12 protein-coding genes, 1 tRNA gene and 1 pseudogene are annotated in these 16,452 nt (G+C 65.4%); 5 read left to right on the forward strand and 9 right to left on the reverse strand.

Annotated elements, in window-relative coordinates:
- Positions 1–15: 15 nt before the first annotated feature.
- Positions 16–2,469, forward strand: a complete 2,454-nt coding sequence (locus tag NED97_RS10120) for a DNA topoisomerase VI subunit B (RefSeq protein WP_252486929.1) — start codon at positions 16–18, stop codon at positions 2,467–2,469.
- Entirely contained in the window at positions 2,466–3,557 is a 1,092-nt protein-coding gene (locus NED97_RS10125) for a DNA topoisomerase IV subunit A (RefSeq protein WP_252486930.1), read from the forward strand. Before NED97_RS10120 ends, NED97_RS10125 begins: the two co-directional genes overlap by 4 nt.
- Before the next feature lie 83 nt (positions 3,558–3,640).
- Here NED97_RS10125 and NED97_RS10130 read toward each other — a convergent pair whose 3' ends face one another.
- The 6 genes and pseudogenes from NED97_RS10130 to NED97_RS10155 form a co-directional block, all read right to left on the reverse strand.
- Positions 3,641–4,564 (reverse strand): phosphatase PAP2 family protein, encoded by a 924-nt coding sequence (locus tag NED97_RS10130; RefSeq protein ID WP_252486931.1) that lies wholly within the window; start codon positions 4,562–4,564, stop codon positions 3,641–3,643.
- Positions 4,565–4,665: 101 nt separating this feature from the next.
- Positions 4,666–5,595 (reverse strand): zinc-ribbon domain-containing protein, encoded by a 930-nt coding sequence (locus tag NED97_RS10135; RefSeq protein ID WP_252486932.1) that lies wholly within the window; start codon positions 5,593–5,595, stop codon positions 4,666–4,668.
- Positions 5,596–5,683: 88 nt separating this feature from the next.
- Positions 5,684–7,036, reverse strand: coding sequence for an Nramp family divalent metal transporter (locus tag NED97_RS10140; RefSeq protein ID WP_252486933.1), 1,353 nt, complete (start codon positions 7,034–7,036; stop codon positions 5,684–5,686).
- Positions 7,037–7,221: 185 nt separating this feature from the next.
- Complete coding sequence (locus NED97_RS10145; protein WP_252486934.1) at positions 7,222–7,923, reverse strand: MBL fold metallo-hydrolase; 702 nt, start codon at positions 7,921–7,923, stop codon at positions 7,222–7,224.
- A gap of 51 nt (positions 7,924–7,974) precedes the next feature.
- Positions 7,975–8,712 carry a fumarylacetoacetate hydrolase family protein gene (locus NED97_RS10150; RefSeq protein WP_252486935.1) on the reverse strand — a complete coding sequence of 246 codons (738 nt, stop codon included), beginning with the start codon at positions 8,710–8,712 and terminating at the stop codon, positions 7,975–7,977.
- A 66-nt stretch (positions 8,713–8,778) separates the two neighbouring features.
- A pseudogene (locus tag NED97_RS10155) lies at positions 8,779–9,058 on the reverse strand (sugar phosphate isomerase/epimerase family protein); the annotation flags it as partial.
- 133 nt (positions 9,059–9,191) lie between these two features.
- On the opposite strand from NED97_RS10155, the gene NED97_RS10160 reads away from it, so the two are divergent.
- Together NED97_RS10160 and NED97_RS10165 are read left to right on the forward strand one after the other, a co-directional pair.
- A complete protein-coding gene (locus tag NED97_RS10160) occupies positions 9,192–9,365 on the forward strand; it encodes a hypothetical protein (protein ID WP_252486937.1) in 174 nt (57 codons plus the stop codon).
- Between the two features lie 168 nt (positions 9,366–9,533).
- Positions 9,534–9,608: transfer RNA gene (locus NED97_RS10165), tRNA-Glu, on the forward strand.
- A 439-nt stretch (positions 9,609–10,047) separates the two neighbouring features.
- Here NED97_RS10165 and NED97_RS10170 read toward each other — a convergent pair.
- From NED97_RS10170 to NED97_RS10180, 3 genes are all read right to left on the reverse strand, one after another.
- Positions 10,048–11,967 (reverse strand): ATP-binding protein, encoded by a 1,920-nt coding sequence (locus NED97_RS10170; RefSeq protein ID WP_252486938.1) that lies wholly within the window; start codon positions 11,965–11,967, stop codon positions 10,048–10,050.
- A 625-nt stretch (positions 11,968–12,592) separates the two neighbouring features.
- On the reverse strand, positions 12,593–13,690 hold the full coding sequence (locus tag NED97_RS10175; RefSeq protein WP_252486939.1) for an iron transporter: 1,098 nt from the start codon (positions 13,688–13,690) through the stop codon (positions 12,593–12,595).
- 73 nt (positions 13,691–13,763) lie between these two features.
- Positions 13,764–15,281, reverse strand: a complete 1,518-nt coding sequence (locus NED97_RS10180) for a hypothetical protein (RefSeq protein WP_252486940.1) — start codon at positions 15,279–15,281, stop codon at positions 13,764–13,766.
- A 315-nt stretch (positions 15,282–15,596) separates the two neighbouring features.
- On the opposite strand from NED97_RS10180, the gene NED97_RS10185 reads away from it, so the two are divergent.
- Positions 15,597–16,451 (forward strand): SCO family protein, encoded by an 855-nt coding sequence (locus tag NED97_RS10185; protein ID WP_252486941.1) that lies wholly within the window; start codon positions 15,597–15,599, stop codon positions 16,449–16,451.
- The last annotated feature ends 1 nt before the right edge of the window (position 16,452 follow it).

A 16,452-nucleotide genomic window follows, 5' to 3' on the forward strand; every position in this document is an offset into this window, starting at 1 on the left:
TAGTATGGGGAAACGATGACGTCGTTCCAGTCGACACTCGGTGAGGAGTCGGAGATCGCCGAGGAGCTGGCGGAGAGCCAGCAAGCGATCTCCATCGCCGAGTTCTTCGAGAAGAACAAGCACATGCTCGGCTTCGACAGCGGTGCCCGGGGCCTCGTCACGGCCGTCAAGGAGGCCGTCGACAACGCGCTGGACGCCGCCGAGGAGTCGGGCATTCTCCCGGATATCTACGTCGAGATTCAGGAGTCGGGCGACTACTACCGCCTGATCGTCGAGGACAACGGTCCGGGACTCACGAAAGAATCGCTCCCGAAGGTCTTCGGGAAACTCCTCTACGGTTCGCGCTTTCACGCCCGCGAGCAGTCCCGCGGACAGCAGGGGATCGGTATCTCTGCGGCCGTCCTCTACTCCCAGCTGACCAGCGGGAAACCTGCAAAGATCACCAGTCGAACCCAGGGCTCGAGCGAAGCCGAGTACTTCGAACTCATCGTCGACACCGACGAGAACGAGCCCGAGATCAGCGTCGAGGAGACCACGAACTGGGACCGTCCGCACGGGACCCGCATCGAACTCGAGATGGAGGGGAACATGCGCGCCCGCCAGCAGCTCCACGACTACATCAAGCACACGGCGGTCGTCAACCCCCACGCGCGACTCGAGTTGCGCGAGCCGAGCGCCCACTTCAAGTTCGAGCGGGCGACCGACCAGCTTCCGGAGGAGACCGAGGAGATTCGTCCCCATCCCCACGGGGTCGAACTCGGGACCGTGATCAAGATGCTGGCGGCGACGGACTCCCAGACCGTCTCCGGCTTCCTGCAGGAGGAGTTCACCCGCGTCGGGAAGAAGACCGCCGACTCGGTCATCGACGCCTTCCGCGACCGCCACTACGGCCGCGAGATGCGCTGGCAGCCGCCCGCGGCCGCGGAGAACATCGATCTGCAGGCCGCGGTATCTGACGCGACCGCGAACAAAGGTGCCGAGGCGACGGCTTCGTTCGCCGACGCTATCGCCGATTCCGTCGACGATCACGACCGGATCGCTCACCACGAACTGGTCGACATCGTCGAGACCGCCGCCGACCGCGCCGAGGACGAGCACGGGACCGCGTTCGGCGAGACGGTTCAGGAACACGCCGTCGACGCCGTCTGGAGCGCGCTGATCGACGCACCCGAAGACGCGGCCGAACCGGACGAGAGCGCGGTCGAGGAGTCGCGGCTCGTGACCGACTGCTACGAACTCGCGGACGCGGCGACGAGCACCCGGAAGGACGACGAGGTGATCCACGCCTTCGCCGGCCGGCTGGCGGCCAAGTTCGAGGACGAGGAGGACGACCGGCACCGACTCACCCGACGGCGACTCCGCGAGCACGTCGACCGGGCCGCGGACCTCACCGAGGAGTACGACGACGTCTCCTTCGGCGATACCGCCCGCGAAAACGTGACGAACGCCGTCTGGGACGTCATGACGACCGTTCCCGACGACCCGCCGCTCGTCCGGGAACTCGAGGGGGACCGCGACGCCACGAGCGACCTCGTCGACGGAATGCGTGCGACGGACATCATGGCGCCGCCGACCCGGTGTCTCTCCCCGATCACCGACGATCTCATCCGGGCCGGCCTCGAGAAGGAGTTCGACGCGGACTTCTACGCCGCGGCGACCCGCGACGCGGAGGTCCACTCCGGCGATCCGTTCATCGTCGAGGCCGGCATCGCCTACGGCGGCGAGATCGGAGCGGAAGGCAGTGCGGACGTCCTTCGGTTCGCGAACCGCGTCCCCCTGGTCTACCAGCGCGGCGCGTGTGCCACGACCGACGTGGTCAAGTCGATCGGCTGGCGCAACTACGGACTCGACCAGCCCGGCGGCTCCGGCCTGCCGAACGGCCCCGCCGTGATCATGGTCCACGTCGCCTCGACGAACGTCCCCTTCACGAGCGAGTCCAAGGACGCCGTCGCGAACGTTCCCGAGATCGAAGACGAGATCGAACTCGCGATCCGCGAGGCCGCACGCGAACTGAAGGGCTACCTCAACAAGCGCCGCTCGATGGAGAAGCGCCGGAAGAAACAGAACGTCCTCGGGACGATCCTCCCGGAGATGGCCGAGAAGGTCGCCGAAGTGACGGGCCGGGACGAACCCGACATCGACGACGCGATCGCTCGCATCATGAACAACGTGCTCGTCGAGCGCCAGACGGAGGCGAACGGCGACGGCCAGGGCGTCTCGCTCGTCGTCGAGAACCACTCGAGCACGAACGAATCCCTCGAGGTCACCGACATCGTGACCTCTGAGCCACGAAACCTCTCCGACGGCGCGACCGCCGTCGAGATGGACGGCGAGTGGTTCGTCAAGTGGGAACCCGAGGTCTCGAGCGAGGACGAGGCCGTCCTCGAGTACGAGGTCGACGACGACGCGTCGTTCGATCTCGACGTAAAGGGCGTCGAAAGCGCGAAACTCACCGTAACAGATCAATGAGTGCAGACAACGACCAGCAGGCGAAAGAACAGCTGCTCGATCTCGCAGCGCAGTTCTACGACCAGTTCGAACTGGGCGAGATTCCCCACATGTCCGTGCCGACGCGGACGAAGAACAACATCGAGTACGACGAGGAGATGGACGTCTGGGTGTACGGCGATCGGAAGTCGACCCGCTCGGCGAACTCCGTCCGCGGCGCCCGGAAGCTCCTGAAGGCCGTCTACACGATCGAGTTTCTGGCGAATCAGCTCGAGGAGGACCGCTCGTCGACGCTGCGTGAACTCTACTACCTCTCGGAGAGCTGGGACAACGAGGAGGCCCAGTTCAACGACCAGGACGAATCCAACGGCCTGATCGAGGACCTGGAGATCGTCTCCGAGGTCACCCGCGAGGACTTCCACATGCGCCCGGAGGAGTCGGGGGCGACGATCATGGGACCGCTCCGCCTCCGCGAACAGACCCGCCGCGGCGAGCGCGAGATCCACTGCCAGAAGGACGTCGGCGAGGGCGGCTACCAGATCCCGAACAACCCGGACACGATCGAGTTCCTCGACAACGACGCCGACTTTATCCTCGCCGTGGAGACCGGCGGTATGCGGGATCGCCTCGTCGAGAACGGCTTCGACGAGGAGTACAACGCCCTGATCGTCCACCTCAAGGGACAGCCCGCACGGGCGACCCGGCGGATCACCAAGCGCCTCCACGACGAACTCGATCTTCCGGTCACGGTCTTCGCCGACGGTGACCCGTGGTCGTACCGCATCTACGGCTCGATCGCCTACGGCTCGATCAAGTCGGCTCACCTCTCGGAGTACCTCGCAACGCCCGAAGCGCAGTATATCGGCATCCAGCCCGCCGACATCGTCGAGTACGAACTGCCGACCGACCCGCTCTCGGATTCGGACATCAACGCCCTCGAGAGCGAACTCGAGGACCCGCGTTTCCAGACGGACTACTGGGAGGAACAGATCGAACTGCAACTCGAGATCGAAAAGAAATCCGAACAGCAGTCGCTGGCCGCCCGCGGGCTCGACTTCGTGACGGATACGTATCTTCCGGAGCGCCTGGACGAGATGGGTGTCCTGTAAAGCCGTTCCGAACCGAGGTTCTGGAAGCTGACGCCGGAGTACCCGAACGAGAAGGTCTCGTTTACGCACCTGTTCTTCCGCGATTACTCGCGAGACCCTGACAACTGGTCGGGATCGACCGTACGCCCGACGAACGGGAGCCACGACTGCAGTCGTACGACGACCGGCCGATCGTTGAGCCGCTCCCCGGCAGCCGGTACCAGCACGACGAATCCCACGATCGCCGCGTAGCCGAGCACGTCGCCGATCCAGTGGACGTCCCAGCCCGCGGTCAGCACCCGGAGCGCCGCCAGCGCCGGCAGGCAGACCGCCCCGAGAACGAGCAGCGACGCCCCGCTGGGAGCCCACCGACGGCGACCGGCGTACTGCCAGGCGAGAGTCGCGCCGATCGCGGCGCCGGTCGTCAGCGTCGTGTAGTGGGTCGACCCGAACGCGAAGGAGGCGATCGCGATCGCGCCGGCGAGGAGAAACAGGGGCCCGGGCTCGGGATCGAGGTAATAGACGAGCACCACGATTCCGAGGCCGAGGGCGACGCCCGCGAGGACGTCGCCGAGAAAGTGCGCCCCGATGACGACTCGCGAGAGCGCGACGAGCGCGATGATCGTCCCCGTGACGGCGTACCGGAAGCCTCGAGCGCCGATTCGTCCGTAGACCGCGACCGCGCCGTACACCGCCGCGGAACCGAGCGCGTGACCGCTCGGGAAACTGTAGGGACTGTACGCCGCGTGGGCGAACGAGACCTCGGGACGAGCGGCGTCGATGCTCCCCTTGAGTCCGGCCGAGACCGCCAGGGCGACGAGCGCGATCGCCAGGACGAGCCCGCGCGTTCGCTGTCTTCTCGGCGAGCCGAACCAGTACACGAGGGCGACGACGAGCAGTAGCGCTGCGCCGTCTCCGAGGTGCGTGACCAGTTCGAAGAACCGGATCGCAGGATCCGGAAGCGACGCCCGGACCGCCTCGTTCGTCGCCTCGTCGAAGAGGGCGTTCTCGAGGGTTCCGCTGCCCATACCCGTCGGTTCGTCGTCGAGCGAGAAAGAAACCGTATTCGGGAAAAACGCACTGTCCTCGAACGGGAGACACTCGCGACCGACGGAAGATAGCGAGATCGTTAGCGACCGGGTTCAGCTCCTCGCTCTATCGAAACCGGATCTTCGTCGACCGACTCCGATCTGTCGGTCGTCCGGTTCGTTGCCGTTGATCGCGTCGTCTCGGCGTTCGCACACCGCCGGCAGTAGTAGTTGCGTCCCTCAGAGATCGTCAGCGGAATCCCGAGGACGCAAAGCGCCTTCCGGTAGGTTCGTTCGAGGCCGCGACCGACGGGATCGGCGCAGGCCGCACACGGCCGGTCGTACGCGACGACCGAGCGCTCGTCGACCGAGCGCGTGTACCCGTTCGCCGTCACCGACCGGCGCGCACCGAGGCGTCGCCGAACCGACGGAAGCGCGCCGATTCCGACGGTGGCGAACCCGACTGCGAGTGCGACGAGAACTGGTGCGACCGCGGCGGCCGAGTAGACGACCGCCAGCCCCGCGAGGGCGAGCGCCGTCGCCAGGCAGCCGACGGCACCGAGTCGGCTCACCGTATCCCACCGCGACCTCGATGTCTTCGGTTCGTCGCTGACCCGGTCGCCCCGCAACACCAGGCGCTCGGCGTCGCCGACGTACCGGTAGAGGCCGTAGAACGCGTTGCCGAAGCCCATCGTCCACCAGATCGTCAGCGCCGCGACGACGAGGTGGTCGTTGACGCCGCCGACCGTCCGTCGAACCATGACCACGTGGTCGCCGAAGTCGTGCTCGAGTTCCCAGCCGTCTCCCATCGCGGTCGCGACGCGGCGCTCGAGTGCCGGTCGAGTCCCCGCCGTGCCGGCGCTCGGACCCGAGACCCCGATGCCGGTCGCTCTCGAATTCGATGACTCGCCACCGCTCGGACGACCGCACGACGGACAGTAGTTCATCGACGGCTCGAGCGACTCGCCGCAGTGCGAGCAGTACAGGACCCCCTGACCGCGGTCGCGGCCCCCGCGACGATCACTGCGCATACTCGAGCCCAAGACGGCAGCGACAGTAACGCTTTGGAGCTGTCGGAACGCCAACTCGGTCGACGATTAGGTCCGAAAAACGGGCCGGTCAGATGAACCCGAGGCGGACCGCCGCTCCCATGACCCCGAAGATGGCCACGAAGACGAGACTGACCGCGTAGTAGGCGTGCCACCGCCGGGACGGCCGGAACGGTTCGGGGAGTTCGTTCTCGACGATGTACCAGTTGGCGGGATAGAAGAAAATCTCCGTCACCGCGAGAATCGCGGCGACGAACAGCACGAGGGTCACCGGGACGTTCCCGAGCGAAAGGACCGTGACGCTGCTCACGAGGACGACCCCGACCACGACGGCCTTCCGGATCGGCTCGCCGTCCATCTCCTCGTTCTCGAGGGCCATCGGCAGGATGTCGGCAGTCGCTCGCGACGCGCCGTCGAGCAGCGTAATCACCGTCGAGTACAGCGCGGCGAAGCCGCCGATCAGCATCGCGTAGAAGGACCACTCGCCGAACGAGTCGCCCAGGATGTCACCGATCGCGAGCGCGAAGTTAGCGTCTTCCGGCGGGTTCGGGTAGAGCACGTTCGACGCGAGGACGACCATAGCGGCGATCAGCACGAAGCTGAACGCGTAGCCGATGTTGAAGTCCCGTCGCCCGGTCGCGATCCACGCCCGAATGTAGTCGTGGTAGGCTGGATCTCGCGGATCCAGCCCCTTCTCGCGGAGTTCGTTCGCCCCGTCACCCTTGGCCGTACTCCAACTCCCGACGAGAACCGTGGTGCTGAACCCGGACGGCGCGAAGCCGGCCGCCGCGGCGAACAGGCCGACGAACACCGGTCCCGTGAGATCCGGAACGGTAAACGCCATCGCGGTCGCCGTCCCCGGCTCCGGCGGGCCGACGACGACGCCGAGGAACAACAACACGCCGAGCACGACGGTGAAGCCGATCAGCACCTTCTCGAGCAGACTGTACTGGGAAAACATCACGAGAGCGCCGGCGAGTCCGATGAGCAGGACGAACGCGATCGGCGTCTCGAGACCGGTGAGTGCGGCGACGAGCGCCGCCGTACTCATACCTGCGGCGGCCGTGATCGCGGTGTACATCACGGTAAAGACCAGTACCGACAGCCACAGCGCCCAGTTTTTCGGCCCTGGGAGATCGCGGTAGCCCTGAACCGGGTTCTTACCCGTCCCGTAGTTGTATCTGATTCCCAGCTCCCAGGCGCCGTACTTGGCGAGGTAGATCAACCCGAACACCCAGATGGCGAACAGGCCGAACGTCGCGCCCAGCGTCGGAGCGAGCACGATGTGACTGACGCCGATGCCGATGAGCGCCCAGAGCATCGACGGCCCGAAGTGCTCTCGAAAGAAGCCGCGCCAGTCCGCGGCCGGATACGTGAGTTCTTCCGCGGCCGACTCCTCCTCGAGGGCGGTCTTTCCTGCCATCTCACACACCTGCGAAGCGAGAGCCGTCACCGGTCGACGAGACGTCGGCCGGCGCTTCGATCCAGCCGACGCGTATATGATATCGAATGTGTACCACGGTCGTCGTCAGAAAATACGCGAGATGACGTATATACTCGTGGAAATCCTCGAACTCAGGTCAGTGAAAAAATGTATAGTGGGGGGAATTAATTGTCGTCGAGGACGACCGGCACGCCCCGCGTCGCGACGTCGACGACGAACGCCTCCGCGTCGGTCTCGAGCGCCTCGAACGTGTCGTAGTGGATCGGCAATACGAGCCCGGGATCCGTCGCCTCGGCGAGCGCCGCCGCGTCGCGGCGATCCATCGTGAACGCGCCGCCGATCGGCGGGAGGAAGACGTCGACTGCCAAGTCCTCGTGGAACGGGAAGGCGTCCGTGTCGCCGGGCCAGAACGCGGTGACGCCGTCGATAGTGACGCCGAACCCGCAGCCCTCGCCCTCGAGGTGGTAGGGCGTCCCGTCCTCGTCGGTGTACGGCCCGTCGGGTTCGTTGTACGCCGGCGTCGTGAACAGGTCGAGCGGTCCGAGGACGAACGACTCGTCCGCGCGGACGCGTTCGACCTCGTAGGGGAGGTCCTCGGGCTGTTCGTCGACCCGATCGATCTCGTCGGCGTCGATCGACTCGTGGACGACGACGATCGCGTCCTCGCCGGCGACCCGACGGATACCCTCCGGGTCGTAGTGGTCGTCGTGACTCACCAGGACCAGATCACCGTCGCGGGCGTCGTAGTCGTCGAGAACCCCGTACCGGCCGGGGTCCACATAAACGACCGCGCCCGTCTCGCCCTCGAGGCGGACGGTCGCGTAGCCGAGCCAGTCGACGCTTACGGCACCGTACTGAACGGTCATAGACACTCCTTGGATGACGAGGTCGAAAAGCGTTGATATTGTTCGCGCCGGTCAGGGAAGTCTGATCGAGTGCTCGAGCGTGCCGACGCCCTCGACCTCGATCTCGACGGTGTCGTCGTCCTCGAGGGGACCCACGCCCTCCGGCGTCCCGGTCGCGATCACGTCGCCGGGCTCGAGGGTGAGGTAGGTCGTGATCTCGGCGATCAGTTCCGGGATCGAGAAGATGAGCTGGTCGAGCGAGCCGTCCTGTTTCGTCTCGCCGTTGACGCGCGACTGGACGGCCGCGTCGTCCGGGACCTCGTCGGGCGTCGCGAGCACGGGACCGATCGGCGCCGCACCGTCGAACGCCTTCCCGCGGATCCAGTTCTGCTCCTGACGCTGGTCGTCGCGGTTCGAAATGTCGTTGACGCACGTAAAGCCCTCCACGACGTCCATCGCGTCCGCCTCCGGAACGTGGCGGCACTGTTCGCCGACGACGACGCCGAGTTCGGCCTCGTAGTCGATGCGCTCCTTGCCGGCCGGGGCCGTGACGGTGTCGCCGTGGGCCGCGAGCGCGTTCGGCGGCTTCAGAAAGAGCAGCGGCCGGTCCGGAACGTCCGACCCCATCTCGTCGGCGTGGTCCGCGTAGTTGCGGCCGATACAGACGATCTTCGAGGGCTCGCAGGGCGGGAGAACGTCGATCTTCTCGTCCTCGAGCGCGTAACTCTCGTTCGCGAAGTGGACGTGGCCGCTCTCGAACTCGCCGCGACGGACGGCACCCGCGGGGTCGCGGAACCTGACGGATTTCATAGCCGATGGCTCGCATTCCGGGGGCAAAAGGATTGAGGTGGCGGCGGGATTCACGTCCGACGACGATCAGATGTAGGTCTCGAGTGCCTCGTCGGCCTTCCGAGCCGCGCGGTCGGGTTCGTCGGAGGCGTACAGTTCGAGCGCCGCGAAGCCGTCGTACCCGATCCCGTCGAGCGCGTCGAAGATCGTCCCGACGTCGAGGTCGCCCTCGCCCGGAATCCGATGGGAGTGCTTCCCGCCGACCGCCGACGGTGTCCTCCGGGTGGATCCCGGTGATCGAACCAGCGCTCCGACGGATGCTGTCGACGACGTCTTCGCCGTAGACCGCGGCGTGGCCGACGTCCAGACGACGAAAGCGGCGTCGACCTCTCGCGGACGGCGACGTTCGCCACGGCCGACCACCAGATCGCGAACGTCTACGCCGACGAGGTGTTGACAGGCGTCGGCGACACTCTCAGTGCGGTCGGGGGGTCGACGCCGTGCTCGAGGAGTCCGGCGAGGCGGGCCGCGGAATCGATCTCGACGCGACGAAGGTCTGTGGCTCTCACGGGCGCGTCGACGGGTCGGCGTTCGGCTACTACGGCCTCGCGGTCCGGCCGCACCCGTCCTCGAGCGTTCGGATCCGATCGACGCGACGGACGTCACTCCGGTGATTACGGACCCGTTCGGACTCGAGGACGGATTCTCGAGGCTCGAGAGCGACGAATAGCGGTGTAGATCGACTAGTATCGATCGTGACTGGTCAGTGCGTCAGAGCGTGTCACTACGGCCGTGGAACGGAACGTTTTTTACTAGGCCTCGGCAAGCAGAGAATGCGTTCCGCTCCGTTGGTGTAGTCCGGCCAATCATTTCGGCCTTTCGAGCCGATGACCTGGGTTCAAATCCCAGACGGAGCATTTTACTGCGAACGAGTTTTGCGAGTGAGCGAAGCGCGCACGGAAGGGATTTGAAGTAGAGAAGTCGCAGCCTGCGCAGCGAATGAAATGAGCGAGCAGGACCGTCTTCGCGTGGTTCAAATCCCAGACGGTGTATTTTACTGCGAACGAACGACTCGAGACAGCAATTGCGATCCTGGATTTGAAGGCGGTATCACAACCTGTGCAGTGGACATCGTGAGCGAGCAGGAACTGTGGAAGACGCTCCGAACCGTCCGTCGAAGTAAGGGTCCTCGAGACCGTTTGACTGGCGACCGATAGCCTCGACTGACGAGTGAGTACCGTAGAACTCGTCCAATCGGGTTTCGATCGGCGATTCGCCGCTCGAGTCAGAATATTCTCCGCGGTTTGGCGGGTCCTGCGTCGGCGAACGCGCCGAAGCGGACGGCGGTATCGACCGTTATCGATCACGCGACGGCGAAAGCGTAAACGAGAACGTCGAGCCCTCGCCCGGTTCGGAGTCGACCCGGATCTCGCCGCCGTGGCGCTCGACGATCCGCCGGCTGAGTGCGAGGCCGATGCCCGTTCCCTGATGGTCGGTACGGGTGTGGAGTCGCTGGAAGACCTCGAAAACGTGATCTTGATCTTCGGGATCGATTCCGAGACCCTCGTCGCGAACCGAGATGACCCATTTTTCGCCGTTTCGTTCGGCCGAAATGTAAACGCGAGGCGGCTCGTCACCGCTGTACGCGATCGCGTTACTCAGCAGGTTCTGGAAGACCTGCCGCAACTGGCTGACGTCACCCCGTACGCGGGGCAGTTCCTCGGTCGTGATTCTGGCGTTCGTCTCCTCGATCTGGAGGTGTAAGTCTTCGAGGACGTCTTCGAGGACGTCCTCGAGATCGACCGGTTCGAACGGATCGCCCTGCGTTTCCACGCGGGAGTACTGGAGGAGTCCGTCGATCATGTCGCGCATTCGATCCGCGCCGTCGATGGCGAACTCGAGGAACTCCTCGCCGTCCTCGTCGAGCGCGTCCGCGTAGCGGCTCTCGATGAGTTTGAGGTAGCTGGAGACCATTCGGAGCGGCTCCTGCAGGTCGTGGGAGGCCGCGTACGCGAACTGTTCGAGTCGCTCGTTCGACTCCTCCAGATCCCGTTCGCGCCGCTGTCGCTCGGTAATATCGCGAGCGATTGCGATCATATACTCCTGATTCAGTTCGACGTGAGCGACGTTGACCTCCGCGGGGTAGGTCGATCCGTCCTTTCGTTCGTGTTCGCCGATGATCGTCACTGCGCCCTCCGTTTCCACGTCCTCGACGTGGGATCGCCACTCCGCGATGTCGGCAAACCGCCGCTCGATGTCGAGGACCGATAACTCGAGCAGTTCGTCCCGGTCGTATCCGAGCCGACGGCAGGCCGTCTCGTTGGCGTCCAGGACCCCTCCCGTATCCGATTCGATTACCAGTACGCTGTCGTTGGAGTGGTCGAGGAGGGTCCGAAACAGTTCGAGTTCTCGTTCGCGCTCCTTTCGGTCGGTGACGTCCTGGAAGTACACCGAGAGTCCCGTCGTCGAGGGATAGGCCCGCACCTCGAACCAGCTGTCGAGCGGCTCCGGATAGTACTCCTCGAACGAGAGGGACTCCTGTTCGTACATCGCTCGCTCGTACTTCGGTCTGAAATCCTGGGTGACCGCTTCGGGAAACTCGTCCCAGACCGTCTTTCCGACCAGTTCCCGGTTCCCCGGATTGATCAACTCGTGTGCACGCTCGTTGAGATACGTGAACTCCCAGTCCTCGTTGAGTGCGAGGAAGGCGTCCGAGATGCGGCCGTAGATCTCTTCGAGGTCGCGCTGTGCCTGTTCGTTCTCGATCGCCGCCGCGAGGATGTTCGCAACGCTCTGTACGAAGTTGGCGTCGTGCTCCGTGAACTCGCATCGCTCCGTCGTGTAGGTTTCCAGGAGCCCCCACGGATCTTCGACCGAGCCGATAAGCACGGTGATACCGCTGATGACCCCGTGTTCGGCGAGCAACTCGCAGTCGGAGAATCGCTCTTCGGTCCGCAGATCGTCGACGATAATCGGGTGTTCGGTGAGCAGCGCGGTGCCCGCTTGGGAGTCCTGATCCACAACCACCGTTTCCGATCCGATCAGTTCGTCGTCCCATCCGACCCCCTGTCTGAGAACGGCTTCGTCACCGTCGGGAAGCAACTCGAGAACCGTCGCGTACTCGGCGTCTACCGTCTCGGCGACGGCAGCCGAGGCGTCGTGCAGCAACTGATCGAGGTTGTCGGTCTCGAGCGCTTGCTTTCCGAGTTCAGCAACGACCTCCTGTTGGCGAACTCGGGTGTGGAGTTCCCTGTGTGAGTCGGAGGTCGAAGTCATGGGTAGAAGGTAACCGAAGATGACGGGTAAAGTCTTCTATCTCCTTTCTCGTGTGAATTCCTTGTTATTCGACGATGAGGACCGCGTGCACTTCTCAGTGCAGAGTGCGTCAGAATTTACGCGCTACCAACCGTTCGAAAACCGGGAGAGCGTCGTCCGATCACGCTCAGTAGTAGTATAGTTCGAGTTCGTGGCCGCAGTTCCGGCAACTGGCTTCCTTCCCGCGGAGGTGGTTGAGCTTGCGCTCGCCGTCGATCCCGGGGCCGTGGGGAACTGATGCGTTCACGGTGCCATTACACTCCGGGCAACCGATATGCACATCTGGGTGGTTGGATTGCGACATAGTTCCGAGTAGCCGATTCACCCAAATAGTTATACTAGTCGTAAGCGATTCGTCGGAGTGGACCGTCCGGCGTTTCCGCGCCCAGCCCGGCGTTATTTCGCGTAAACAGTGGGCGTGGACTTTTCGATTCGAACTGACACAGCTTCCTAGCCCGTGTGTCAAGTTAACACCCCAGATACGTCTGAGGAGTTGAACGACACGTGCCGCGGACGATTACGCGGGTGTTAGGAACTACCAATCCTCTCGGATATCGGACGATCTCGCCGCTAACGCCCCGCTAAATCAGCCGATGGTGAACGTTACGTCCTCGAATTCGAAGAACGCGGTCTCGTACCCGTCGTGGCGGGAGACCTGCGGTGGGGCGTCGACCGCGACCGTCACCTCGTCGCTCGCCTCGAGCGGATCGATCGCGGTTCCGTAGTGGTGGCCGAATTCGTGATCGAGCGTCTCGGAAAGCGGCTCCTCGCGCGCCGTCGATCCGTCGCGGTCGATCGTCGCCGTCAGCGACGTCAACGGGAGAACGACGTCGTTGTACGGCGTCCGCGGGAAGACGGCCAGATACGAGTCGTCGCCGAACCGCTCGAGGTCCGCTTCCACGGCGGAAATCTTTGCGTCGGCGCTGCGTTCGGTCCCGAGCAGATCACCGGGAAGGTCGTCGACGGGCGGTCCCCGCGAGGTGGGCGGCGGGCTACCGTTGCCGTCACCGTGGCCGTGTCCCGCTTCGTGATCCATCAACGGTAGCGCGTCGCGCTCGCCGCGTCGGTCCTCGTCGACGAGCGTGAACTCGAGGTCGTGGATGTCCGAGCGATCGAACGCGAACGCGACCTCGAGGGTCACCGGTTCGTTCAGGCGGCCCTCGAACGCACCGGTTCGGACCGCGTCGACGGGGCCGACGCGAGCGCTGAGCGTGTACTCACCCTCGCCGGGCAGCCGAACGTTGTCGCCGTAATGAAACCCCATCCGCTGAGAGAGCATCGGCCAGGGCGAACCGCCGACGCCGTCGATCTGCTCGCCCTCCTGCCGGAGCTCGAGGGTTACGTCTACCGGCAAGACGGTTCCGGTTTCGACGTCCCAGACCGTCAGCATGAGGTGTATGCTGTCGTCGGCGTCGACCTCGACCCGACTACCGCCCTGGCCGGGTACCCAGAACCGGTGGGGGAACGTGTACGACAGTTCGAGGGCGACATCGCCCTCGCTCGTCGTTCCGTAGACGCCCATCTCCTCGGCGCTGGCGGGCAGGTAGACGGCGTTCGGTCGATCCTCCACGAGCGGCGGGTTCGCCCAGGCGGACTCCTCCTCGAAACCGAGGCGCTCGAGACAGCCGGCGGCGCCGAGCGTACAGGCGGCCGCCGTGCCACGGAGGATGTCCCGACGGTCCATGGCCGAAGGGTTCGGCGCCGGCGAAAAAACGAGTATCGGTTATCGATTCGCGTCGCAAGTCGATCCGCGAGACTCAGCCGGCGACGTACGGCGGCTGCGTCGTCGGCATCGTCAGCAGCCACAGGCTCACGGCGGTGTACGCCACCATCAGGGCGACGAACGGGTACTGGCTGCGGACCGCCTGTAGCCGGCCGGGAAAGACGTCGTAGGCGACCGCGTGAGCGGCCCAGATCGCGAGCAGGTGGCCCAGCAGGAGCGTTCCGATCTCGAGGGCGCCCATCCACCCCGGCAGGGCGAGCGTCGTCGGATTCACCGGCGGCGAGAGCGGATTCGCCGCGGCGTCGAGCGTTGCGGGCGCGAGTGAGACCGCGAACCCGACGTAGTGGGCCAGGTGGTAGCCCGCGGCGATCGCGAGCAGCGGCGGCGCGAACCGTCGGGCGAGGACGCGCTCGGCGAGGTACGTCGGTGCGAGCCGACGCGACGCGTGGGTCGCGAGGCCGTACAGCCCGAGCGCCAGCGCGTAGCCGCCGGCCAGCCCCAGCAGGTACGCCGCGGGTGCGGGAAGACCGCCCCCGACGAGCGCCTCGACGGTGCGAGCGCCCGGTGGCGTGACGATGAAACCGTTGAACGTGAGCTCCCAGACGAGCAGGAGAACGAACGCGACCCCGCTCGCGTCCGCGACCACGTCTCCGTCCCGGAGTCGCGAACCGGGGACCGCGAGGCGAAACTCGCCGTCTCGGCGCTGGATCGGCGCGACGGCGCCGTAGAGGCGGAACAGGGTTGCCAGCGGATCCGCGTGCCGAATCCAGGCTGCGGGCGAGAAGAGAACGGAGCCGACGACGACGGAGCCGGCGTAGCCGAGCGCGAGCAGCGCGAGCAGACGCGGCTCCGTCGTCACCGGAAGCACCAACTCGAGCCAGACGAGCGCGGCCAGTCCGATCACGGCCGGCCAGGACGCGAGCCGGGACGGATACTCGAACAGACCGGTCGCCGCCGGGTTTCGACGGCCCTCCGTAGACGACCGTGAGCCGCGGACGCGAGCCAGGATCCCGCTCGCGCCGTTCGCGAGCGTTCGAAACGGATCGAGCGTCGGCCAGGGATCGACGACGAGGAACGCGACCATCGGCAGCACCGCGCGGAGACCGACGAACGAGAGCAGGACCGCGAGGTTAGCGGTTCCCATCGCGGGGCCCTCGAGCCCGACGAACACGACGGCGCCGAGCGCCAGCAGCCCGAGTACCGAGCCGAGCGCGCTCCCGGCGACGAGCCATCGCGGAGGCGTCGGAACCGCCGTCGACTGCTCGGCGTCGGCTCCCTGCTGCGAGCGCCCGAGGACGAGCGACAGCTCCCAGTCGTGGAGGGCGTCGATAAACCGCCGGTCGGTGACGAGCGCGGCGAGCAGCGCGGACGCGCCGACGGCGGCACCACCGGTGAGGAGCGTGAGCCAGGTCGGGACCGTTACGGTTCGTTCGTCGCTGAGACCGGCGGCGACGTTCGATGCCGCGGCCGTGTCGGTCGCGACGGCAGCGGCGATCGCGGCCGCTCCGACGCTGACGGCGAACGCACTCCGGCGTGCGATCGGCGACGACATTGACGGAGCGGACAACGGTGTGCCACATACATGTATCTATAGTAGCCGCTGACAGCCACTGCACACCCGATCGCACGACGGGAGCGCGGTTCGGAGCGAGCGAAGCAAGCGAGAACCGCGAACAGTGCGATCGGTGTGGAAACCGTTTCAGTTGGTACGATACGTGTCGGCTCCGGTCGACGAACGCGTTCCGTGTGGTCATAGATCTCCTCCGAGATGGAGATGACCCGCGGAAGAACCCGCTCAACGGCGGCGTTTTTCCCTTTCAGAAATCGAACCAACGAACATTTGCCTCCCCACTCCTACGATTCGGGTATGAAACGACGCGCGTATCTGGGAACGCTGGGCGCGGCCGGCGCAGTCGGACTGTCGGGATGTCTCGGCGATCTCCCCGTCGTCGGGGACGGCGAGACGGCCCTCGACCCGCCGGACCGCTCCCGCGGGGAGCCGAGTCATCCGGTCCACGGGGACGAGTTCCCGACGTTTACGCTTCCGGATCCGCACGAGGGGACCGACGTCTCACTCGCCGACTTCGAGGGCGAGCGTTCGTACCTGCTGACGTTCATCTACACCTCCTGCACCGAAGACTGCGGCGCCCTGACCAGCCTCCTGCAACTCGTCCAGGAGGACGCCGCTGAACAGGGGTACGACGACGACGTCGCACTGCTGGCGATGACGTTCGATCCGGAGACAGACGACGCCGAGGCGCTTCGCGAGTACGGCGAACAGTACGGTGTCAACATCGAGGCGGACAACTGGCACTTCCTCCGGCCGGAAACCAACGAGGAGGCCATGAGCCTGCTCAACGACGAGATCGGCGTTCCCGCACAGATCGGCGGTCACGACCACGGCGAGGACGATCACGACCACGAAGACGACGAGCAGGGACACGAGGACCACGACGGTCACGAGGACAGCGACCAGGAGGACGGTGAGCAGGACCACGGTGACGACGACCACGGTCACGAGGACGATGCCCACGGCGACGAAGAGACAGACGATTCCGAGGACGACGGGGACGCGGACGACCCCGAGGACGTCCACTACTACATCGCGTTCCTCGTCAACGAGCAGGGGATCGTCGAGCGATCGTACCCGAACGCGACGGACGGACGCGACGAGACGCGGCCGCGGGCGATCATCGACGACGTTCGAACGGTGGTCGAGTAAG

Origin of the sequence: Natronococcus sp. CG52 (assembly GCF_023913515.1) — an archaeon.
Classification (GTDB): domain Archaea; phylum Halobacteriota; class Halobacteria; order Halobacteriales; family Natrialbaceae; genus Natronococcus; species Natronococcus zhouii.